General features: G+C 39.2%; 15 protein-coding genes and 3 pseudogenes. 3 read left to right on the top strand and 15 right to left on the bottom strand.

The genetic code is table 11. The annotated features are described in order from the left end of the window. Positions 1-294 precede the first annotated feature (294 nt). The 9 genes and pseudogenes from TOL9009_RS0126355 to dndC all read right to left on the bottom strand — a co-directional run bounded on the left by TOL9009_RS0126355 (position 295) and on the right by dndC (position 10,264). On the bottom strand, positions 295-1,053 hold the full coding sequence (locus tag TOL9009_RS0126355) for a HEAT repeat domain-containing protein (protein WP_029636040.1): 759 nt from the start codon (positions 1,051-1,053) through the stop codon (positions 295-297). Between the two features lie 115 nt (positions 1,054-1,168). Next, a pseudogene (locus TOL9009_RS50590) lies at positions 1,169-1,740 on the bottom strand (GNAT family N-acetyltransferase). Between the two features lie 80 nt (positions 1,741-1,820). Next, positions 1,821-2,009, bottom strand: a complete 189-nt coding sequence (locus TOL9009_RS0126345; protein ID WP_029636038.1) for a hypothetical protein — start codon at positions 2,007-2,009, stop codon at positions 1,821-1,823. Positions 2,010-2,103: 94 nt separating this feature from the next. Then, positions 2,104-2,511 carry a hypothetical protein gene (locus TOL9009_RS0126340; RefSeq protein WP_029636036.1) on the bottom strand — a complete coding sequence of 136 codons (408 nt, stop codon included), beginning with the start codon at positions 2,509-2,511 and terminating at the stop codon, positions 2,104-2,106. Continuing rightward, entirely contained in the window at positions 2,496-3,788 is a 1,293-nt protein-coding gene (locus tag TOL9009_RS0126335) for an AmpG family muropeptide MFS transporter (RefSeq protein ID WP_029636034.1), read from the bottom strand. Before TOL9009_RS0126335 ends, TOL9009_RS0126340 begins: the two co-directional genes overlap by 16 nt. A 674-nt stretch (positions 3,789-4,462) precedes the next feature. After that, positions 4,463-5,923 carry a DNA phosphorothioation-associated putative methyltransferase gene (locus TOL9009_RS0126330; RefSeq protein ID WP_029636032.1) on the bottom strand — a complete coding sequence of 487 codons (1,461 nt, stop codon included), beginning with the start codon at positions 5,921-5,923 and terminating at the stop codon, positions 4,463-4,465. A gap of 116 nt (positions 5,924-6,039) precedes the next feature. After that, the gene (gene dndE / locus TOL9009_RS0126325; RefSeq protein WP_029636030.1) at positions 6,040-6,429 is read right to left on the bottom strand and encodes a DNA sulfur modification protein DndE; all 390 of its coding nucleotides are present in this window, start codon (positions 6,427-6,429) and stop codon (positions 6,040-6,042) included. Between the two features lie 101 nt (positions 6,430-6,530). Continuing rightward, positions 6,531-8,513 (bottom strand): DNA sulfur modification protein DndD, encoded by a 1,983-nt coding sequence (gene dndD, locus TOL9009_RS0126320; RefSeq protein WP_029636029.1) that lies wholly within the window; start codon positions 8,511-8,513, stop codon positions 6,531-6,533. Between the two features lie 152 nt (positions 8,514-8,665). Further along, positions 8,666-10,264: a DNA phosphorothioation system sulfurtransferase DndC gene (gene dndC / locus TOL9009_RS0126315; protein WP_029636027.1), complete on the bottom strand. Its 1,599-nt coding sequence runs from the start codon at positions 10,262-10,264 to the stop codon at positions 8,666-8,668. A 163-nt stretch (positions 10,265-10,427) separates the two neighbouring features. On the opposite strand from dndC, the gene TOL9009_RS0126310 reads away from it, so the two are divergent. Both TOL9009_RS0126310 and TOL9009_RS0126305 read left to right on the top strand, forming a co-directional pair. Beyond that, a complete protein-coding gene (locus tag TOL9009_RS0126310) occupies positions 10,428-12,014 on the top strand; it encodes a DGQHR domain-containing protein (RefSeq protein WP_029636025.1) in 1,587 nt (528 codons plus the stop codon). 103 nt (positions 12,015-12,117) lie between these two features. After that, positions 12,118-13,305: a DNA sulfur modification protein DndB gene (locus tag TOL9009_RS0126305; RefSeq protein WP_029636023.1), complete on the top strand. Its 1,188-nt coding sequence runs from the start codon at positions 12,118-12,120 to the stop codon at positions 13,303-13,305. Positions 13,306-13,311: 6 nt separating this feature from the next. Here the strand turns inward: TOL9009_RS0126305 and TOL9009_RS0126300 are convergent, their stop codons facing one another. The 6 genes and pseudogenes from TOL9009_RS0126300 to TOL9009_RS40525 all read right to left on the bottom strand — a co-directional run. Further along, the gene (locus TOL9009_RS0126300; RefSeq protein ID WP_029636021.1) at positions 13,312-13,785 is read right to left on the bottom strand and encodes a DNA phosphorothioation-associated protein 4; all 474 of its coding nucleotides are present in this window, start codon (positions 13,783-13,785) and stop codon (positions 13,312-13,314) included. Positions 13,786-13,919: 134 nt separating this feature from the next. Next, complete coding sequence (locus tag TOL9009_RS0126295; RefSeq protein ID WP_029636019.1) at positions 13,920-14,474, bottom strand: Uma2 family endonuclease; 555 nt, start codon at positions 14,472-14,474, stop codon at positions 13,920-13,922. A 274-nt stretch (positions 14,475-14,748) separates the two neighbouring features. Further along, a complete protein-coding gene (locus TOL9009_RS0126290; protein ID WP_029636017.1) occupies positions 14,749-16,818 on the bottom strand; it encodes an AAA family ATPase in 2,070 nt (689 codons plus the stop codon). Positions 16,819-16,926: 108 nt separating this feature from the next. Further along, positions 16,927-17,100 (bottom strand): hypothetical protein, encoded by a 174-nt coding sequence (locus TOL9009_RS47785; protein WP_186227653.1) that lies wholly within the window; start codon positions 17,098-17,100, stop codon positions 16,927-16,929. A 450-nt stretch (positions 17,101-17,550) separates the two neighbouring features. After that, positions 17,551-17,853 (bottom strand): annotated as a pseudogene (locus TOL9009_RS0126280) (DEAD/DEAH box helicase); the annotation flags it as partial. A 175-nt stretch (positions 17,854-18,028) separates the two neighbouring features. Next, a pseudogene (locus tag TOL9009_RS40525) lies at positions 18,029-19,126 on the bottom strand (IS110 family transposase); the annotation flags it as partial. A gap of 204 nt (positions 19,127-19,330) precedes the next feature. On the opposite strand from TOL9009_RS40525, the gene TOL9009_RS0126270 reads away from it, so the two are divergent. Next, complete coding sequence (locus TOL9009_RS0126270; protein WP_029636014.1) at positions 19,331-20,944, top strand: IS1634 family transposase; 1,614 nt, start codon at positions 19,331-19,333, stop codon at positions 20,942-20,944. Positions 20,945-21,181 lie beyond the last annotated feature (237 nt).

Raw genomic sequence — 21,181 nt, 5'->3', positions numbered from 1 at the left:
GATGAGCTATTTGTTGCAAAGGGAATAGGGAATAGGGCATGGGGCATGGGGCATGGAAAGAATCGTATTTATTCACGCAGTTGCTTTATTGAATTTTTTTAATTCTCATTGCGAGCGTGCCCAAGCAAGAGGGGGAAAGGGGAAAGGGGAATGGGGAAAGGGACTCATGTAGAAATATTTTCTTTTCTCTTCGACTGATTTTAAATGACTCCATCTCCCTTTCCCCTTTTTTCCTTTACCCTTTTCCCCTCTTAAAAATGCCCAATGCCCATTGCCCAATGCCCATTGCCCAAATCAAAACCATCCTTCTTGTTCCAGGGTTTCAATTAACTGTAAGCCACGGGGATCGCCGACGCCTAAAAGGGAGGCTTTACAGTCTTCCCGCACTCCTAAATCTGTATCTTCGGCAAAACCCTGAATTAAAGCATCGATGGCTGTGGCATAAACGACGTTAGAAGGTAATTCACGGCACAACTGCCCGATCGCCCAAGCGCTGTTACTTCGGACTGCGGCAATGGGATCTTGTACTAAAGCTTCAATTAATGGTGGTATTGCCCCAACAACTGCCTCATAACTGACTTCTGCCATCTGCGCTAAGGCACTAGCTGCCCATAATCGGACTGCGGAAATATCAGTTCTCAAGGCGTCTGCTAAGGGTGCTAAAGAACGGCGATCGCGGCAGTTTCCTAAAGCCCAAACTACTCCTTTACGTACATAGCCATTCCAATCGCGGTTGAGTTGAGCAATTAAAGGTTCAACGGCATCGCGATGAGGATTGCGTCCAATACCATAACTGGCACTCACCCGCACTAATGGGCAGGTATCAGTTAAAAGGCGAATCAGATGCGGGGTAGCCCTGGCATCTTCAATGTCACAAAAAGCTCTTGCCGCTAACATCCGTTGCTGCGGTTGGGGGTTTTCCAGGAGGGCTAGCATCAAATCTGGATCAGGCTTTACCACAACTGATTCGACAGTTAGCGGCTCTATTTGATCTAGAGGGCTTTCTAGCTCCATCTCGGCATCGAGTAGGCTTAAGTCGTCTTCGTCATACATATTTCATTTCATTTGATTTCCAGCCGCGATCAAGATCAAGAAATAACCCCCCATGCTAATCAGTTAAAGCCTGATATGTATCGGTTAAATTATACATTTTTCTATAACAAAGCCGTTAAATTTTCTTAGAATCTAGAGATTTTACCATCCAGAGAGACTGGGTTTGATAACCCAATTGATTGTAAAGATTTAATGCAGGTTGATTTGACTTAAAGACTTGCAAACCAATTTGGCGATCGCCTCTAATGAGCGCCCAATTTTCAACATATTGCATTAAAGCTTTACCAATACCACGTCGCCGATGTTCCCTGGCAACATACAGCAGAAAGATATGAGCATGGCGATCGCCTCTGACTTGATCTATCGAATTTCCCACCCAGAGGCAAGCGATGGGAGATGAGAAGGGGGGGGAGAGGGGGGGGATGGGGAGAGGGGGGGATGGGGAGAGGGGGGGAAAGAATTATTCTCGTCTCCTTGTTCCCTTGTCCCCTTATCTCCCTTGTCCTCCTTATCTCCCTTGTCCTCCTTGTCCCCTTGTCCCCTTGTCTCCTTATCTCCCACCTCCCCAAGGAGTCCGACAAAATCCACCCACCACAGAGGGGTTTCGCTGGAGAAATACTGCTCAACTGTTCGCGCTAGATGGGAAAAATCCTCATCGGGAAACATATCCTGATAAGTTCGCTGCATAAACTTAACCAGCAGCGCTCGATCTAAAGTTGAGCCAGGACGAATGTTGTACCCAGGTAGTAAAGAATTCAAAATTGCTATTAGCTATGAGCGAATAGGGTTGTAACTGGTTTACCATTTAGAGGTATAAAACTTACTCCTACTTCTTCAATAGGTGCGGGTGCTGCCATATCTGAAGGTAAGAAGATGCGAGCGCTGACTGCTACTAGGGCAAAAGTAAATACTAGTATTGCCAAGAAGGGGGCGATGTATTGACGAATTATAGCCATGTTTAAATTGTAAGCAGCAAGGGACTTTATCAGGAACTTGCTGAAGATTTGAAGTTAATTCTCATTTATTTTAGCGATTTTGGGGGATATCAGATTAACGCCGATCGCGTTCCAAATCGGCGATCGTTCTTTCCCAATACCAATCTTCGGGCATTCCGGGATAATTCAGCTTTGCTTGCTCAATTAAGCGATCGGCGGCGGCGGTGTCTCCTGATAATAAAGAAACGAGCCTGCTTTTCATGCGGTTTTGAGAGCCACCTGTACTATCCTCAACCCAATTTGGTATTTCTTGGACAAATGACTCAGAATCCTGTCGGCGAAACTGCCAAAATAAAACGTAATAAAGTGTCCCAAAAATTAGTATTAGGCTGAGTGTTCCTAAGAAAGTTAGGAAATTAAAAGGCAGAAATCCTAAAACTAACTGAGACAGAACGTAGCCAAGTAATAAACCTGTAACGAAGAGAATAAATGTGCCGACAAAAACGACTACTTGGTTTCCCATAAATCCTCATTTTCTTGATCGAGTCCTGGTCTGGGCATTGCCTCTGGCTTCGAGTTCCAAGGGGCAAAAACTGGTAATAGCAGTAGTCCTGGCACAGCGGCGACAATAGTAATTAAGAAAAATGTAGACCAACCTGTAACAGCTGCGATCGCACCACCTGGAGCAGATAGAATATCACGGCTGACTGCCATTAAGCTAGAGAGTAAAGCATATTGGGTTGCAGAAAACCGCTGATTACAAAGACTCATCAAAAAGGCAACAAAAGCGGCTGTTCCCAACCCACCACAAAACTGTTCTATGTTGATTGCCAACACCATTGCTTGGTAATTTTTGCCAAGGTATGCCAGAAAAAAGTAAGCTAAATTACTTAAAGCTTGCAAAATACCAAACACCCAAAGTGAGCGATTTATCCCTATTCTGCTTAATATTGAACCACCTGCCAAAGCACCAACAATAGTAGCGATTAATCCCATCCCTACTTGAATTGCCCCAATATCAGTTTTGGTAAAACCAGTTTGCAGCAAAAACGGTGTGGTCATATTACTCAGCAAAGCATCGCCCAATTTATATAGAGTAATAAATAATAAAATCAACAAGCCCCCGATAACACCTTTGCGCTGAAAAAATTCGCCAAAGGGTAAAATTACGGCATCGACTAAAGAGGCAGGAGGGCTAATTTCTTTTGGTTCTGGTGCGAATAATGTGGCAAAAATACCGATTAGCATCGTAGCTGCCATCACCAAGTAAACTGATGACCAAGGCAAGCGATCGGCAAGTATTAACGCCAAAGCACCTGCTACTAACAGAGCAATTCTATAACCTAAAATCCAAAGCGCTGCACCAGCACCCATTTCTAATGGTGTTAAAACGTCGGTGCGGTAAGCATCACCAGCGATATCTTGAGTAGCACTAATAAAAGCGATGATAATGGCGTTGATGGCAAGAAATTGTAATGCTTGTTTGGGCTGTTGAAAACCCATGATGGCGATCGCTATGATTAAAGCAATCTGCGTCAACAGCAACCAACCCCGTCTTCGTCCTAAAAATGGCAGGGTAAACCTATCCACAAAAGGCGCCCAGAGAAACTTCAACGAATAAGGTAAACTCGCAAGGCTAAACCAGCCAATAGCCGACAAATTCACATTTTCTACGGTCATCCAAGCCTTTAAGGTATTACCAATTAATAACAATGGCAACCCTGATGAAAAACCTAGCAATAATAAAGCCGCCATTTTGCGGCTACCAAAAACTTGTCCGAGTCCTTTAATTTCTTTCATTGTTTCCAGATTCATCCTCACAACACTAAATTTTAGTTATCTTGCCATACTCGTTGTATAATTTCATGCCAATATGCCGGAAGCTGAAATAAAGGCGATCGCTTACACCTAATTTTTTCCACCACCTTTTGTTGAGAGTAAAATTAGTCTGAGTATGACTTACTAAATTGAAATGGGTTTATTTCAATTTAGTAATGCAGTTTTAGCTGTTAATTGAACAGGACTTACGCACGGACTACGTATTTCCGTCATTGCGATCCAAGGAAGCAATCTCAAAGTCTTGTTTTCTCAAAGGCTGAGTGCGTAAGTCCTAATGATGCTATAGTTTCCAGACAAATTGTCCTCTCATCAGGGAAAATACACCAATAAAGAATGCCCCTTTAACATATCCGAAAAAGAATGTAGAGCGGTTCATGGGGGAAATCTCCCCCAACAGTGGTGGAAGAAACTTGCGATCGCCAAAATCAAAAAGTACGATTTTATAGGCATGGAGAGCGCAAGTTTCTTAGAAGACGTTAAATTTAACGTCTCTACAAGGGTTTTGGTTAACGTATAGTTCATTTATGGAGCATGGCGTAAATAAACCACCCATTCTCAATCGCTAAAAAGCTTACTCCATATTACTTTTGAATGCGTGACTTTTGAATGCGTGACTTCATGGCGGTACTAGTACCTTAAGTTTCATTAACTTGATATATTTGATGCCCTCTAACTTCTACCCCGTGTGCGGCAAGACATTTTTCCCAACCTTTACGGGTGCCAATCTCGCTTTTACTTTTAAGCAATCCTAATTTCTCTTCTTGTTGAGTGAGTTTAGCAAATTCTGCGAACATAGGATAGTTAGAAGTAACAAATGTCTCTTTGCGGTGGAGAATTGGCGGATTTACCCTACTTTGATAGTCTCGGTGAGTTATCTTTAAAGTCTTAAAGTCAATAATGATACTCGCTTGTAACGCTGGATGGGGGTCTGTGTCGAATTCTGGGTAAAACAGGTAGCAAATTTGCTGTTTATCTGTGCAATATTTTATCAGTGTGGCTTGATCTACACGTCCAACAGTGCGACTAGCGCAGCCTTCATAAATTCTCAGTATCGGATCGAGTGCGGAAAGTGCCCAAACGTGAACGTAAAGAGCGCTGCGAGTGCGTTTACCGATTTTGCTTTTTTCGCAAGCTGTTTGAATAACTTCTGGTTGACCTAAGCTGAAAAGCTTGCTGTCAGCGACTTGACATGCTTCTTCATAACTACCAAAAAAGGCTTTGATGTCGTGACGCATTTCTGGGGCTAGCTTAGAGAAATATGGGCGTTGATCGAAATGGGTCAAAGCAAGATAAACTTGGATATCAAGAGAACGACGATAGGCGATCGCATCCCATTCCGCTTCGTCAGTTGCTTGTAATATCACCGCAAAAGCACGGCGAAAGTTACCAAATTCAATCAGTAATTCTTGTTCATTTTCTAATTCACCTTTTATTGGCAATCTGCCACGACGCGTATAAAATTCCATCAGTGGTTGCAACTTTTCTTTGTAGTCCTCAAACCGCTTTGTCGGGATGCGGACTCTCGGCGTGGAATTGCGAGAAAAGAAGCGGATGGCTTTGTAGCTTTCTTTTTGAGCCTCATCTCTAAAAACAAAATAGATGCCTAGCGCTACAGGTACTGCATCTGTATTTAACGCTTCATCAATGTAAATTTTGAGTTCTTGTTGCTCGTAATATTTCTGAAATGTATTGCGACGGGTAACGATGCCATCACCGTAAGCTAATTGAGCGTTACTGGGAGCATCAATTAAAATTTGAGCCGCGACAATTAAAACTTGGCGGGTGAGTTTCCAAGCATGTATAAGTGCTTCACGCCGTTCTTCTGGATTTTCGATGACGTTGAGGACATAGCCCAAATTGACGACATCTGCTGATGTGAGTGGTACATCTGGATAATAGTAAGGGTCCCAGCCTGCACTGGTGTAACCTAAATTTGCTACTCGTTTCACATCGCCGCCGTGTCCACAACCGTAGTCAAAAAACGTGGTATCATTATTTATAATTGCCCATTCTATTGCCAATCGCACAGGACGAGAGATGTCAGTGCGAATAATCGCGGCTTTGTGACGTTCAATTTCTAAGTAACTTTGTGACATAAAGATATTAAAAATAAGCACAGATGCCCACAGAAAGTAGGGAATTGGGCATGGGGCATTGGTAATAATTCTTTTCCTTTGCCCTTTGCCCTTTGCCCTTTGCCCTTTAATAATCCTTATATCTTTTTAGTTGCCAGTTCGATCAAATCTTCAATCTTCTTGATATTTAAATCGCCTGCTAAGTAACCGATACCACGATGTAAATGCAGGCGAAATTGCGTTACTAAGGTTTCTTTGTCAGTACCTAAATTATCGTTGTAACAACGTTGCTTGAGCGCCAGTATAAGAATATCAGACATCTCGCCGCCAAATATGCGCCAAATCATTTCTACGTTGCTATCTTGGGGAATTGGTACGGGGGAAGGGATGGTTGGTTCAGCGAGGGAACGACAAAATGCCCAACGACAAAGGATGTTCCATTGGTCGATTTTGGTGTTGCGTCTTAGTTTGAGAAGTTGATCTTTTGCGGTTTGGGAAAGTCTAATACGTTCAATTGGTGTTTCCATGATGTTGGTTGTTGGTTGTTGGTTGTTAGTTGTTAGTTGTCAAAATTTACCACTAACCACCATCCACTAACCACTAACCACCATCCACTATCCACTATCCACTACCAAAAATATCCAGGTTGTATGGTAGTTTGACGGGTAGAGGAGTCGTATTTGAGGAGGTATTCACGAGCGATCGCTTCATTTTCTCTCAGTGCTTCAACTTCTTGTTTGCCTATCTCAGTATCCGTAGATAATAAAATTACTTGATGGCTGGCTGAGGGAAAGTAACGTTCTACTAAGTTACCACGGTGCGAAGAATCTAGTCTCCCAAGTGGTGTATCAATGGCGACAGGTAAACGGCGTCCGGAGACTCGCGCTAAACCCCAAAGAAAAGCGATCGCTAAAAGTTGTTTTTCCCCAGCGGAAAGTCGATGTTTGGGAACAGGTTTCCCCTGTAAATCATAAAGCGAAAGGCTGAAAGTATTAGTGTGAATAGCAACGCGATGTACTAAATCAGATTTGTGCAGAAGATAGCGGAAACATTCTGTAACTTCAACTTCTAGTTTATTTAACTTTCGCAAAGTTAATTTTTCGCGGAAAATTTTCAGTGTATCTTGGACTTTAGCAGCCGAGTAAATAATATGCTCTTTATTTTGGCGATCGATATTTTTTTCCGTATAGTTTTCTAGCTCTTTTTTCGTATCGCGAATATTACTATCTAATTCATCCAAACGGCGTTTTGTTATTTCCCAACTTGCTTTAGCTTCAGCAACTTGCTGTTGTGCTTGTTGCAACTCATCAACTAATCTTTGATAATCTTCTGGTGATGCAGCAGTTTGAATTTGTCTTTCTAAAGTGATAATTTCTTCTTCTTTTGTTTGTAATATATTAAGTTTCTCTTCTGCGTTATTTTTTGCCGATAACAAATGGTGATGAATAATATTATCTAACTGATGCAGTGTTTCTGTATCAGTTAATAACCAAGGCTGTTCCGTTGTCGCTTTTTCTAAAGATTGATTTTCTTGATTAATGAAATGTTTAATTTTATCAACTTTTTCATCACCAAGAGCCAAATTGTGAATTAAATCGAGTAATCGTTTATCTCGCGCAACTAATAAATCATGTGCTAATGCAGCTTGTTGAATATGAAGTTCTTTTTCTCCTTGGGTGTAAATCTGATTCAGCAAAGGTTCAATTAAAGCCAAAGGTAAAATATCAGCCGCTAATTCACACATTACTTGACGTGTTTTTTCGGCTGACGCAGTTATTTCTGATTTCTGCTTCTCTAACTGACTGCGTTCTCCAGCGATTTTACCACCTTGAGAAATGAATTTATCAACAACTTCTTGCTGATGAAGTTCAACTTCTTTTAACTTTTCTTCTAAAGACGTTAAATTTACCGTTTCTGCATCGTATTCTTTTTGTTGCTCTTTTAGCCTATTTTCAATTTCTTCTAAATTTGCCAAATCTTTAATATCAGCAATTTCTTTGCGTTTGCGATTGACTAATATTTCCAAATCAACTGCTAAACGTTCAGCTAATTCTAGTCCTAAAAGTCCGCTAATCGCATCAACTACAATCGGTGGTGGTATTTCTTGTTCTGCGAGTTCTTTAACTTGTTCCCCGTCAAAGAGAAATAAATTAGAAATTCCTACTGGAATTAAATTTTCAATGTACTCATCCCAGATATTAGCTAAAGCAATATCAAGCCATTCATTAGCATCTAAAATACCTAAATGATCTTTACCGTCTTTGGGATTTTTTTCCCAAGTTCGCACCACACGATATTTTACTAGTTTATCGTTTTCAATATGTTCAAAAACTAATTCAATGCGCGTTTTCTCAACTGGATCTGTGTGACTGTTAACGCATTGAGTCAAAAAATCACTATAGCTAAGATTACCACGAGTAGAACATTGAGCGCGATGTCCATAAAGTGCGAGACGAATCGCATCCATTAACGTTGTTTTTCCCCCACCATTCATTCCACCTAAAAGGATAATTGGACGAGAATTTTCATCATCAATTTCTGGATTAAGATTGATAACTTGTTTTCCGCAGTAGGGACCGAAGTTTTGTAATACGAGTTCAAGAAATTTCATTTTTCAACATGCTTTAGAAAAATATCTTTCGTAGTAAGCGTTTCAACGCTTATCTTATTTCAAACAATCATGATTCAGCACTGAAGTGCCGACTACGAAAATATTTTAAGATTCGTAGGTTGATTCCAGACTAATTTGCCAACAATATTATTCTATTCGTCTTTTTTATTTTGAAATTTCATACTCCCCCAAGTTTTCGGTTCTACTTCCGAAGTTAACGCAACATCTCCTAAAGTTAATTGCTTCACCTTTTCTACATCACCGGAACCTGCTGCTGTTTTTAAATCGCGTTTGTAATGAGCATTTTTGATCGCTTCCTCTGGAGAGCGGGAACTAGTTTTAAAACATTGCTCTAAGGTGTCGTATATGCCCACACGACGCGACATTTTACGATATTGACGTTCTGTATCCAAAAGTTTCGCCATTAATTCTAAATGCATTCCATCACCTTCACAAATTTCTTCTAACACAGCCCATTCATCGCTACCCAGTAGACTATAATCAGCACCAGGACGGGGGTCTGAGAAAACTTCACCAGTCACTTCCATATAAATGCGGGGTAAACTATCATCAAATTCGTGTCTTTCTTCTAGCCAAATGCGACGAATTTCACTTAGTTCTTCTGGGGTTATTAGGGTAATATCGCGCATGTTTTCTGGGGCTTTACTCCTCAATTGTTGCTCAATAGTTAGGAGTCTTCTTAACCAATATTCTCGCGCTTCTTTAATATAGGGACCAGGAATAGGTTCAACTGAAATTTCTCCTTCTATATTCCGCTCATATAGTTGCACATCTCCAGTTCTGCGACGAAAATCTCGCCAATTTCGGTCTTCTGTTTCTATGTCTAATTCTTTGCGTAAATCCAGAAGGGGTTGTAACCATTCTTTTTCTTCGTCATTTTGAATCATCGCTTTTAGTGAGCTATCTTCACTCACCAAAGTGCAAACCCAACAACCAAAACGAGAGCTACCACAACTAGGGGTTGATGTATCGACAACTAAAGGACATTCGTTATCCGCTGTCGCACCTCTGTACATAGTAAATAAATCTTTGTTGCTGTATCCCCAAGGATTTTCCCATTGCATTAAATAAAGCCAAACTTCATCATTTCGCCAATCTTCTATGGGGCTATAAACTAAAGAGTTTGGTAAATTCATGTTAGGACTAAGATGATCGCGGACTCTTTTTGCTTGCCATTCTTTCATCCTTTTAGCGCGTGATGAACTTTCAGCTTTCCGAATGCCTAAAACAACGATCGCTTCACTGTTAACCCGAATCACATCTCGAATAAAGCGGTTAGATGGACTAATTTTTAAACGTTGCGTACACCAACGAAATTTTCTTCTTGGTGCCGGATATCCTTTACCGATTAATCCTACCCAAAATGTTTCTTTTAGTTCCGGGTGTAGCAGATGCGGTATCATAGGCATCTGTTGTTCTTTTGCCGCAACTTTAATTTGCTCTAAAGATTTGCGTACCCAAGCAGAAACATAAGGATTTTCTACAAGGGTATCGGTTGTAATCACATGAATCGTCTTCGTCCGTTTTTCCAGTGGGAGAGATGCGATCGCATTCCAGATTAACTGTAAAATTGTTGTCGAATCTTTACCACCTGAATATCCAATTACCCAAGGAATGGCATCCAGAGTGTATAATTCTTGTATCTCGACAGTCAATTCTTGGATATTATCCACTAAATCTGCAACTGTACGTACTTGCTCTCGTTTCTTTTCTGGTTGTGTTGTAGCCATTTCTCCTTCCCTGTATAGACACGGGCATTAGTTACCCTCTTTATATGTACTGTATTTATCAGCTTTATTATTGTAGAACGTAAAGTTTTTAAAAACTTGGTTAAATTAAACGAATTTTGTAGAAAACTAATTAGTATTAACTTTAAAGTTTTCAAGAATTAACATGAGTGATAGAGTATCTGACATCGCAAGCGAGTATCTAACAAGGGAAAACAAGGATAAACAGGTATTAGCTTTATTGCTAGAGAAATTCCTGGGGAAAAAGGATCGGATTCTCGTCCAAAAAACAGAAATGGGTGGAAGTATCGCTTATGTGGGTTCTGTCACTTTGGAGTGGTTTGCCGATCGCGTTCGCTTTGCGTCTAGTTTACCGCTGCTTCAACAAAAGTATAATCCCGAAACTGATAACGTCGAAATTGACGCCGATAGTATTGACGAAATTCGTCAGCGTCCCCTTGATTGGTCACGTCAACTACCCCTAACGCAGTATTTAGCAGCAAGGACTAATCATAAGTTTCCCCCTGTTTTGGTGGTGATTAACCAACCTTGGGTGGATAATCCGAAAGCTGTTGAGTGGAATAAACAAGGAAGTGCCACAAAATCGACTATTGATTTTACCCCATTAGATAAAGATGGTAAAGTCGGTTTACTGAACGTTTCCCAAGAAGATGTATCTATTTATGCACTCGATGGTCAACATCGACTGATGGGGGTACAGGGTTTGATGGAGTTGATTAAAACTCGCAAACTCCAGCGTTACAAAAAAGATAAAACTGCTGACGATACTTTTATTACTTTATCTGACTTGATTGAGCAGTATCATGTAGACCCAGCTTATCTGCAAAATTTGCCCGCAGAAAAGATTGGGATTGAATTTATTTGTGCGATCGCAGCTGGAGAAACCCGTGAACAAGCAACACGACGGGTAAGATCCATATTTGTTCATGTTAACTTGATGGCTGCACCTTTAACAAAAGGTCAGTTAGCGCAGTTAAATGAAGATGATGGTTTTTCGATAGTTGCGCGAAAAATCGCTGTGACGCATCCCCTTTTTGAACAACAACAAAATCGCAAACCCCGCGTTAATTGGGATAGTGCAACAGTAGCATCGAAATCAACAGTTTTAACCACCCTGCAAGCTCTGCAAGATATGTCTGTACGATATTTGGGGCAAAAATTCCCTACGTGGAAACCCTTGGATAAAGGCTTAATTCCCATGCGTCCAGAAGATGACGAACTTCAAGAGGGAATTAACGAGTTTGAGAACTTGTTTGATTATTTAGCGAGTCTTCCCAGTTATCAGCTTTTAGAAGAAGAGGATACACCACCTTTGCGACGATTTAGCTTTGAGAAGGATGGGGGAGAAGGAAATATGCTTTTTCGTCCTGTGGGACAAGTAGCGATCGCGCAAGCTTTAGGAATTTTGGTTTTTCGCAAAGGTTTATTACTGGAAGACATTTTTAAGAAGCTTCGCAGGTTCGACCAAAAAGGAGGATTTAGTGGTATGGAGTATCCGCAATCTCTGTGGTATGGGGTTTTGTATGACCCAAATAAAAAGCGGATTCAAGTTGCGGGAAGGGATTTGGCAGCGAAGTTATTAATATATATTTTAGGTGGAATCACAGATCAAATGGAGCGTGCAGAACTTCGCAAAGCTTTAGCTAATGCAAGAACTGTAGAAAATAAAACAATCAGTTTTGATGGTAAGTTTGTTGAACCAAAGGAAGTAGGACTTCCACCAGTTCTGTAGTTGTATTTGCGTAGCTTTTTGAACTGTCACTTTCACTCAGGTAAAATATTACATATACTTGTATTATATTGGCTAACATCTGCCAATATTTATAGGTATTTATATGGCTCAAATTAACGAGAATATTAACAATAGCGTTTCTGGTGAAGTCAAAGCTCAGTTTAGCGCTTTTATTGAGCCATTTTTCTTTGAGCATCATCGCGATCGCTGTTATCCAGGATTGATTTTTCAGCATGGAAAGCGGACAATGCTGCAAATCAACGTACCAGCGAGCGATTTTTCCGGACTTCTTCAAGCTAAACCATCCACAGGTAACGATCCTGATTCTGGTAAAAATCGTCCAGAAGTTAAAGGTCATGCGAATGAAATTAAAAAATATATTATTGAACGCGCTAAAAAAGATAAACCTTGGATTGTTGGGACATTGACAGCAAATGTAGAGCCAAAAGACATAAAAATTATTGAATTAGGTAGAGGTATTTGTTTAGTTGTTATTCGTCGGGGAGTTAAATTAGATATCACTGATGGACAACATCGTAAAAGTGCGATTCACGAATTAATAGAAAGTGCTGAAAGTAATTTAATTAGTAATGACGATTTTCCGATTACACTGGTTTTAGAAGGTGATTTTCAGCAATGTCAGGCAGATTTTCGAGACATGGCTCAAACAAGACAATTAGATAAATCTTTGTTAGTATCATTTGGTGAGTTCTCTGGGAGAGTTGGCATTACGAAAGAATTAGTTAAAAGAGTGCCAATGTTTGAGGGTAAGACAGAAAAGATTAAATTAACTCCCGCTACCAAACAAAAGTTAATTTACACAACTAATTTCATCGCTAGATTCGTAAGTTGCGTTTTTACTAACGATCCAAGCCATCAACTTCGAGATTATGATGTTTACGAAGCGTCTGATGCTTTGGTTATTTGTCTTAATCGGTTTTTCTCAGAATGCAGCAATACAGAGTATGTATCTGAAACAAATGTTGAAGAATTAACAGTTGATGAGGTAGCTGCATTCAAAGAAGATTGTATATTAGGTGTCAGCATTGGATTAGAAATTTTAGGCAGACTACTATACTCTATCTATAAAGAAGACAATAGTTTTGATGAAGAAAAAGTTTCTCAACTAGCGCAGATAGATTGGTCAAGAGATAACCCGGTTTGGAGAGATAACGTAGTTAGAATAGACCCCAATCCTAAGAACCCAGATAAGCCTTATAAACTTTCTACTGCGACAAATGCTGTAACAGATGCAGTTAAAATGGTAAAAATCAAACTGGGATGGATATAACCAAAATCAAGACAGGAATTTAGTTAAATCAAATTCCTCGTCTTGTTCTTCTTTGTTCGTCCTCTCGCAACTTAAAAATAATAAAATTCGCTCTGAATATTCAACAGAACCATGTAATTCATTTTGGAGTATTTCTAATCCACCATTTGCATATTCTTCAAATATTTGATTGCGGTGCCTTTCATATTCCTCCTCATTCAGAGATAAAATTTTGATATCTTTAGTTTCATTAATAGCCAATAACTTTATTAAAATATCATGTCCCATAGAAGCAAAAGACTCTAACCTAATTGGTGATGGTTCTCTTTTAGATATTTCCTCTAAAGGAACACGCTTATTATGCTTGGCACCCAAAGCAGCAGCAAAAGCGATCGCATCCGCAAAAGTCTGAAAAGGACCCATTGCACCATCAGCCGAAATTAAAGTCTTCACCAACTCAGCCTTATCTTTAGCAACCCTGATTCTGCCAGTTTCAGCCATAATATTGATATGTGAAATTTTAACTGTAAATTGTTCGCACTCTCTAATCTTGGCGTACTTGGCGCCTCTGCGGTTCGTTTTCCTGAGAAAATACAGCAAGCGATACTCCTGCGGAGTCACTTCGCGATCGCACATCACATCATAAACAAATTATCCACTGGCATTGACCATCCCGGTAATGCCGGTTCAGCTTGCGCTACTTCACCACGACCATAGACTTGCGGTTGTTCAGGATTACTTGCACAATATACCCTAATAACCTCTTCTTCGAGTACATCTACATCCCATACAACTAACGTACCCGCAGCAAAGTAATCAAGACGCTTTGCAGCCATATTTTTTTCTGCTGTATCACCATAATCATTTTCACTTCTCACCTCAACCGCAAAAATAGGGGCACCATTGAGGAACTTTCCACCTGTAGATTTGCCGATGTAAAATGCTGCATCAGGACTTAAAGAACGGCGATTAGGAAGATTCACAACAAAACCAACATTATCAGGTAAAGCATAACCACTCTTTGTCAGACATTCATAATCCCGCAGACTAGCATAAATTTCACCTCCTGCACGTCCTGGTAAAAATCCGGTTGGAGACATCAGCAGCAGTTTTCCATTTACAATCTCCGCCTTACAATTGTCAGGTACGAGGTACAAATCTTCAATAGTTGCCTCAGCTTTGATACTCATAAAATACCTCAGATTAATTTGAGATAATTTCAATTTAACAAATGCACTCTTTTCTCTTACTTCGTGTGGTTCGTTTTCCTGAGAAAGCTACGGTGTACACACAACTCATCAAATTACCCAAAATCTTGAAAAACCTCACCCTGTCCGTTCCGGACATCCCTCTCCTTAGTAAGGAGAGGGAAAGATTTTAGCGTAGCTAAAAGCGAGGGTGAGGTTTTGGGCGACTTGTGTGTACACAGTAGCCTTTATAAGGAGAGGGGAAGGGGGTGAGGTTTTATCTACCACATTTAACCTCAACAATCTCCGTATACTCAAACTCATTCGGACTTTGCCTAATCAACGCATATCTTTCCCCATTCAACTCAATATAATCTTGTTCGCAATCAGGTTTAGAAGAATAATAAGTCAACACATATTCCCTGCCTATTCTCTTTCCCATTTCCTCCTCAACTTCACCTCTCCATTGCGTCTGAGTCACCAACACAATCAACTGATTTGCTAATTGCGGAATAGTCTTCGCAATTTGTCGGCGATATTTATTATCCAAACTACCAAAAGGCGAATCCATCACTATCGGAAACGTGTTACTATCTGGCATCATCAGCATTTTCCTTTCACTCCATTCCCGCACCTTGTCGATAATGCTGCCGATAAAAGATAAACTGAGAATTTGATTTTCACCTGTAGAAGCTGCAACTAACGCTTCCATCCCCGTTGTATTTTCCACTAACGTCAATTCATATTTATCGCTAATTTTGGGAATGTAAGGTGTAAAAGAAATTTCACTGAATATCTCTTGGACTCGCTTTTCTAATTGCAAGCGAAAGTGAGTTTCTTGACGAAATTTAACTTCAGTTAATCGCTCAATTGCATCTTGGGTAGCAGCGATCCTTCGTTGTGCAAGTGTTTGCTTATCTTCATTCAGCTTTTGTTTAGCAACTTGCTTATTAAAGCCTTCTACTTCCGTTTTAAGATTAGCAATTTGCTGCTGATTTGCACCTTGTTCTAACGTTAATTCTCGGATTTTTTCTTCAATTTCATCTAATCGATTTTGTAAACTGCGAATTTCTTCACTTGGATCTTTACGCAAGCGTTCTTGAATCGTATCTAACTCACCTTCAACTTGAGATATAGTTTCCCTTAACTGATTAATTCTGACTTGTTCTTTATCAACTTCTTCCCAAAACGCGACTGCTTGCTTATCAATTTCATCTACTTGAGCGCTCATGCGAAAAGCTGTTTCTTCTATCGTTGAAGAACCAGCTTTATCGAGCAAATTTTTCACATTTTCGTGTCGATGAGTTCCATCATGTAATTCTGCACCACAAATACAGCGTTTCGAGTTGAGTAAGTCGGTAACAAACTCCCGCGAAATTCCCGCAGTTAATTTCCCACGCTGCTTCAAATCTTCGACAATAGTACGAAATTGGCTTGTAGTTGACCATAGTAACACCGTATAACCGCGTGTAGAAATAAGTTTTTTTAATGCTTCTCTGGTTTGTTTGAGATTTTCTTGGTTTGCTTTTTTCTGGTTTTCTAACTCTTGTCGTCTTTCTTGAATTTCTTTGGCAGCACTGAGTTCTCGTAAACGGTTACTTGTCTCTTTTTTAAAGGTTTGTTGATATTCTAATTCTTGTTTTATTTCCGTTTGTCGCTTGGTGATGCGCTCAATTTCCCGCTCTAGTTTTTCCTGCTGCCTTAAAAGCTGTTTCGTTTCGGAATTACCGATGAGTTTTAATTCATTGTCTAAAGTTTTCTTTGCTTCCCCCAAATGCTTGATAGAACGATTTATTACTTCCACCCCCAAAAGCATCTTTGTTGCTTCCGCGATTTCCGCTTTTTTATCAGAACGCACTATTTGCTCAATGCGTTCGCCATCAAAGAAGAAATATTGATGCAAACTACTAGGTAAAATCTGATTTATAATATCTTCTGGTTGTTGGAGTGGAAAATACCAGCGTCCATCATCTCCAGATACTTGCATTAATAATTCTGTCTTACCAACATCAATATCAGTTGTATTTTTATAAACCCGACATTGACGTTTGACATTGTAGCGTTTGCTATCATGTTCCCAACCTATTTCTACCCAACATTCTACAGCTTGCCCGATTTCAGCTTCTGCGATCGCTCGCTTATTAACTAACTGCTCAACTGAGGCAAATGCTGCACTAAATTTCTCATACAATACCCATGTAAATGCATTTAGCAGACTGGTTTTTCCCGCACCATTATTACCATGAATAATTGTTGTGTTATCATCTTCACCAACTGCTAAGATGATTTCTGGCGTCTTGCCATAAAAAGAGCGAAAGTTACACAGCTTGATTGAAGTCAGCTTCATTCGACATCTCCAGAAATTAATTATGCGTTGCCCTAAACCCTTGTAGAGACGTAGCACTGCTACGTCTCTGTAGCACTGCTACGTCTCTACGTATTACTCTGGAGATATCTATTGCACAACTTCCTTGACTATTTTTAATATATCATCATTAATATGGCTGAAACTTTTCTTATCAAGTCTGCTTTTTTCTAAATGCCATACCCGCTCAATTATTTGCCGCACTTCCTCAGGAGCATTATTAATTGGCTCCTGAACTTCATCGATATTCGGCTCTTTTGTCATTTCGGTTTTAAAAGAAGTTTTTATTATCTATTTTAACCCTCTCTACTCCTGTACGCGCAGCCTGAAAGCTACTTTTCTCGTTATCTTTATTTTCAGGTAAAAAAATAGTAAATTGGCAATTTTTTGTCAAAAATCGCTTTGTTTTTCGACTGTTTTCTGATATTATTAAATATAGCTAAATAGCTTTCATCATAATGGAGTGCTGGCTGCTTTAAAAATTTTGCGACTACCCCATTATAATAGAATCAATCTCATACTTATTATCATCTCATATTTACCCCTGTTTTTATCGATTTTTTTTATTTTTTTATAAAAATTCATTTTCACAAATTGGTGCAATCATATCATGTCTATTTAATTAACATAATAAAAACCTACCTACCGTCGTAGAGACGTTCCGCCGGAACGTCTTTACAATTGTAAGTAATAAACCTGACATGACATCAAAGGTTAGATATCCAACAAATCGTATCTCTTTTGTAAAGCAAGTAATTTCATCCTCGCTTCCCCAGCGTTATCAGCTAAATCAGCAAATTCAACAAAGCGACGCAACTCTTTTCTTAACAAATTCCGCTCAACTTCTAAAGTATTTCTGTCAAGTTCTGGTGGAAGCACAATCATATCAAATATAGTAGCGCGTTCTTTACCTGGGTGAGGGCGTAAAACTCGTCCTCTTCGCTGAATAAATTGGCGGGGATTTCCTGAACTTGCCAAAATTACAGCAGTTTGAATTGCAGGAATATCGACTCCTTCACTCTAGTACTTTAACCAATCCGCTAAAATATTTTTAAGTAGTGATGTGCCTGCAATAATATGAAGCGCGTGAGGTTGTGGTTAAACAACTTAGTTACAGGGGAAAGCAATTGTAACCCCAGCGTTCTTACCGATTCCGGTCGCGTTAATTGCAAAAAGTTCCGGCTGGTCGTCACTACCCCAAAATTTTAACCAATTCCCGAAAAAGTAACTTAGCAGCTTTAGCGCTAATGCGCGATCGCACTAATCGAACCGGACGACCCGCAGCTTTTTCGGCGTCTAACTGACTACCCAACGCTGCACCAATCTCATTATCAAGACGGCAGCGCTTAACCTCGATGCGGGTAAAAACCCATTGCCAGAAAGCGATACGGCATAAATCAGAGCCACCAACAACCTTGATTTTACTTTTATCGCCGCTAGCTTCTTTTGTCGGTGCAAGCCCTAAAGCTTTTTGAAACCGACGTTGTGAAAGGTAACGTGTAGTAGGCTTTCCAGAGTTTCTACCCTTCATAATTTTGATTTCTGGCTTGCCATCAGCGCCAAAGTAAGCTTGTATTGGGTAAATTTGGCTGAGGATAATTGCCTCTAGGCGTACACCAAAACCAAACAGTTTAAACACCTCGCGGTATGCAGTAAATTTAGAGTCACCTAAAAGTTGCTGTAACTCCAACTCAATGCTGTGTTCTTCTCGCTGCAAATCGCATAATCTGCGAGCGTGATGTCGAACTGTACTAGAAATTCCCAAGCCAATAGAGCGATCGCGCAAAGCGTCATATTTATTGCTTTTGCGTTCCCCGGAAAGCCACCCCCACAGCAACGGCACGTCACCATCAATTGTCCTCAAGGATCTAATATGCGCTACTTCTGGAAGCTGCCAAGCCAAATCTTGACGCAGGCGATTGATGATTGGGCTTTGCACCCGATTTAGGTGAGCAAGTCTTAATATCAGTTCCCTAATCCTGGTGGTTGTGAATTCGCGAATCTGTACGAAACGCCTGGGTGAATCGCAGTAATCGAAATAGTAACAAGCGAGTGCTAGCGCGTCGGCTTCATCGTCTTTGTCTGGCAAGTCTAGGTGAGATGAGCGATAATTTCTCAATTCTTTATGACCTACGAGCCGTACTTCAACGCCAGCGCGTGCAAGGTGTGTTCCCCACAATCTGCTGTAATTAACTCCGGTTGGTTCCATAATTGCAATGTCCGGTTTTAAAGCTAGTAGTGCTTTTATGCCTTCGCTATCGGCTTTAAAATTCTTGAAAGGACATTGATACCCACATTCCGCACTTCATTTTGTAGTACATAGCAAGTGTAATAAGCAGCAAAAACCCTTTAAATATAAACACATAATTAATCTGGTAATAAATACAACTAGTATTAACAAACAGTAACAAATAGAAATTCATAGGGCATTGACAATAAATTCAGGAATAAAAATGAGAAAATGAGTCTGAATTAAATAAAATACCCAAAAAAGATGAATTACCAAAATGAAGAGTTTGAGAGTAAAAACTTAGATCATTTGGGAGTAATAGCAGGAATAATTGATGAGATAGGAATTGTCGAAAAAATCAATGAAATATTATTAATTGATAGTAGAGAGAAAATAAATACAGGAGAAGTAGTCAAAGCAATTATTCTTAATGGATTAGGTTTTGTCTCAAAACCATTATATTTATTTTCACAATTCTTTGAGGATAAAGCCATAGAACATTTATTAGGAGCAGGAATTAAAGCCGAAGAATTAAATGATGATAAATTAGGAAGAGTAATGGATAAGCTATACAAGTATGGCTTAACTAAATTGTTCATGATAATTGCCTTAGAAGTAGTTAAAAAATACGGGATATCAACTAAATATTCTCATTTGGATTCAACTTCATTACATTTACATGGAGAGTATAAGAATTGCTCAAATAATCCAGATAAAAAATTAGGAATGAGCCAAGAAAATCCGATTAGAATCACACAAGGATATTCCCGCGATCATAGACCTGACTTAAAACAATGTATATTAGATTTAATAGTAAGTAGTGACGGAGATATACCCTTATTTTTTAGAGGGGCCTCAGGAAATGAATCAGATAAAGCAGTATTCGCTCATATCCTAGTAGAATATTCCCAACAAATAAATTTTGAAAGTGTAATGGTGGCTGACAGTGCATTATATAGTGAAAGTAATTTAAAATTAATGTCGAATATGAAATGGATAAGTCGAGTACCTTTATCCATTAAAAAAGCTAAAAACTTGGTCAATGCATTCACAATTAAAGACCTGAACAAGAGTGAAATCAAGGGATATAGCTATCAAGAAGAGACAGTATCCTATGGGGGAATAGAGCAAAGATGGTTATTAGTTGAAAGTGCAGAGAGAAAAAAAGCAGATTTAAAGAAATTAACCAAAAACATCCAAGAAGAGGGTTTAAAAATTAGTAAACAGCTAGTGAAGTTAGAAAAAGAAGAATTTGACCAACAATCTTTAGCCGAATTGAAAATTAAAGAGCTGAAATCAAAATTAAAATATCATCAAATATCGGAATTAGAAATTACCGAGAGATTACATAGAGGGCAAAAAGTAGGTTATCAAGTAAGAGGTAAATTCAGAGAAAATCAGGAATTAATTACGAAACATCAAAACTCTTGTGGAAGATTTATTTTAGCAACGAATATTTTAGATAAGACCGAATTAGAGTCTCTAGAAATACTAAGAATATATAAACAACAACAATCTACGGAACGAGGATTTAGATTTATCAAAGACCCGTTATTTTTTGCTGATAGTCTTTTTGTGAAAAATCCAGAAAGAGTAGAGACAATGATGATGTTAATGGCATTGTGTCTTTTGGTTTATAATCTGGGACAAAGACACTTAAGAATGTCGTTAAAGACCCAAAAATCTACAGTTAAAAATCAACTGAATAAACTCACGGAATCCCCTACTTTGCGTTGGATATTTCAATGCTTTCAAGGGGTTCATTTTCTGATTACACAAGGAGTTCATAGGATTCTAAATTTAACGGATGAACGTTGTCGAATCTTGCAATTCCTGCCTACTGCTTGTCAAAAATATTATTTATTATCTGAGTTTTAAAATTTATAATTCTCTATTACATAGTCTTGTGTTTTCATAACTGATTGAAAAATTCAGATTCAATATTGTTGTCTAACTAGCTTTTTGAACCCAATTAAAAAGCTCGAATTTTGGCGTGCATAATTTATTTTTTATGGATACTTGATTGTTAAAAACTATAGTTTTACATTGACTGTGAATGTAGTTTATTTATGTTACTTATTGAAGTGCGGAATGTGGGTTGATAATAAAATTCCC

Origin of the sequence: [Scytonema hofmanni] UTEX 2349, assembly GCF_000582685.1 — a bacterium.
Classification (GTDB): domain Bacteria; phylum Cyanobacteriota; class Cyanobacteriia; order Cyanobacteriales; family Nostocaceae; genus Hassallia; species Hassallia hofmanni.
This window is presented reverse-complemented; position numbering and strand designations above follow the sequence as displayed.

What these genes read in the sequence shown, in the direction of transcription:
- TOL9009_RS0126290 (WP_029636017.1), bottom strand. Translation starts at nt 16,818, where the DNA reads ATGAAGCTGACTTCAATCAAGCTGTGTAACTTTCGCTCTTTTTATGGC.
- TOL9009_RS0126330 (WP_029636032.1), bottom strand. Translation starts at nt 5,923, where the DNA reads ATGTCACAAAGTTACTTAGAAATTGAACGTCACAAAGCCGCGATTATT.
- TOL9009_RS0126305 (WP_029636023.1), top strand. Translation starts at nt 12,118, where the DNA reads ATGGCTCAAATTAACGAGAATATTAACAATAGCGTTTCTGGTGAAGTC.
- TOL9009_RS0126295 (WP_029636019.1), bottom strand. Translation starts at nt 14,474, where the DNA reads ATGAGTATCAAAGCTGAGGCAACTATTGAAGATTTGTACCTCGTACCT.
- dndE (WP_029636030.1), bottom strand. Translation starts at nt 6,429, where the DNA reads ATGGAAACACCAATTGAACGTATTAGACTTTCCCAAACCGCAAAAGAT.
- TOL9009_RS0126345 (WP_029636038.1), bottom strand. Translation starts at nt 2,009, where the DNA reads ATGGCTATAATTCGTCAATACATCGCCCCCTTCTTGGCAATACTAGTA.
- TOL9009_RS0126340 (WP_029636036.1), bottom strand. Translation starts at nt 2,511, where the DNA reads ATGGGAAACCAAGTAGTCGTTTTTGTCGGCACATTTATTCTCTTCGTT.
- dndD (WP_029636029.1), bottom strand. Translation starts at nt 8,513, where the DNA reads ATGAAATTTCTTGAACTCGTATTACAAAACTTCGGTCCCTACTGCGGA.
- TOL9009_RS47785 (WP_186227653.1), bottom strand. Translation starts at nt 17,100, where the DNA reads ATGACAAAAGAGCCGAATATCGATGAAGTTCAGGAGCCAATTAATAAT.
- TOL9009_RS0126355 (WP_029636040.1), bottom strand. Translation starts at nt 1,053, where the DNA reads ATGTATGACGAAGACGACTTAAGCCTACTCGATGCCGAGATGGAGCTA.
- TOL9009_RS0126300 (WP_029636021.1), bottom strand. Translation starts at nt 13,785, where the DNA reads ATGGCTGAAACTGGCAGAATCAGGGTTGCTAAAGATAAGGCTGAGTTG.
- TOL9009_RS0126335 (WP_029636034.1), bottom strand. Translation starts at nt 3,788, where the DNA reads ATGAAAGAAATTAAAGGACTCGGACAAGTTTTTGGTAGCCGCAAAATG.
- TOL9009_RS0126310 (WP_029636025.1), top strand. Translation starts at nt 10,428, where the DNA reads ATGAGTGATAGAGTATCTGACATCGCAAGCGAGTATCTAACAAGGGAA.
- TOL9009_RS0126270 (WP_029636014.1), top strand. Translation starts at nt 19,331, where the DNA reads ATGAATTACCAAAATGAAGAGTTTGAGAGTAAAAACTTAGATCATTTG.
- dndC (WP_029636027.1), bottom strand. Translation starts at nt 10,264, where the DNA reads ATGGCTACAACACAACCAGAAAAGAAACGAGAGCAAGTACGTACAGTT.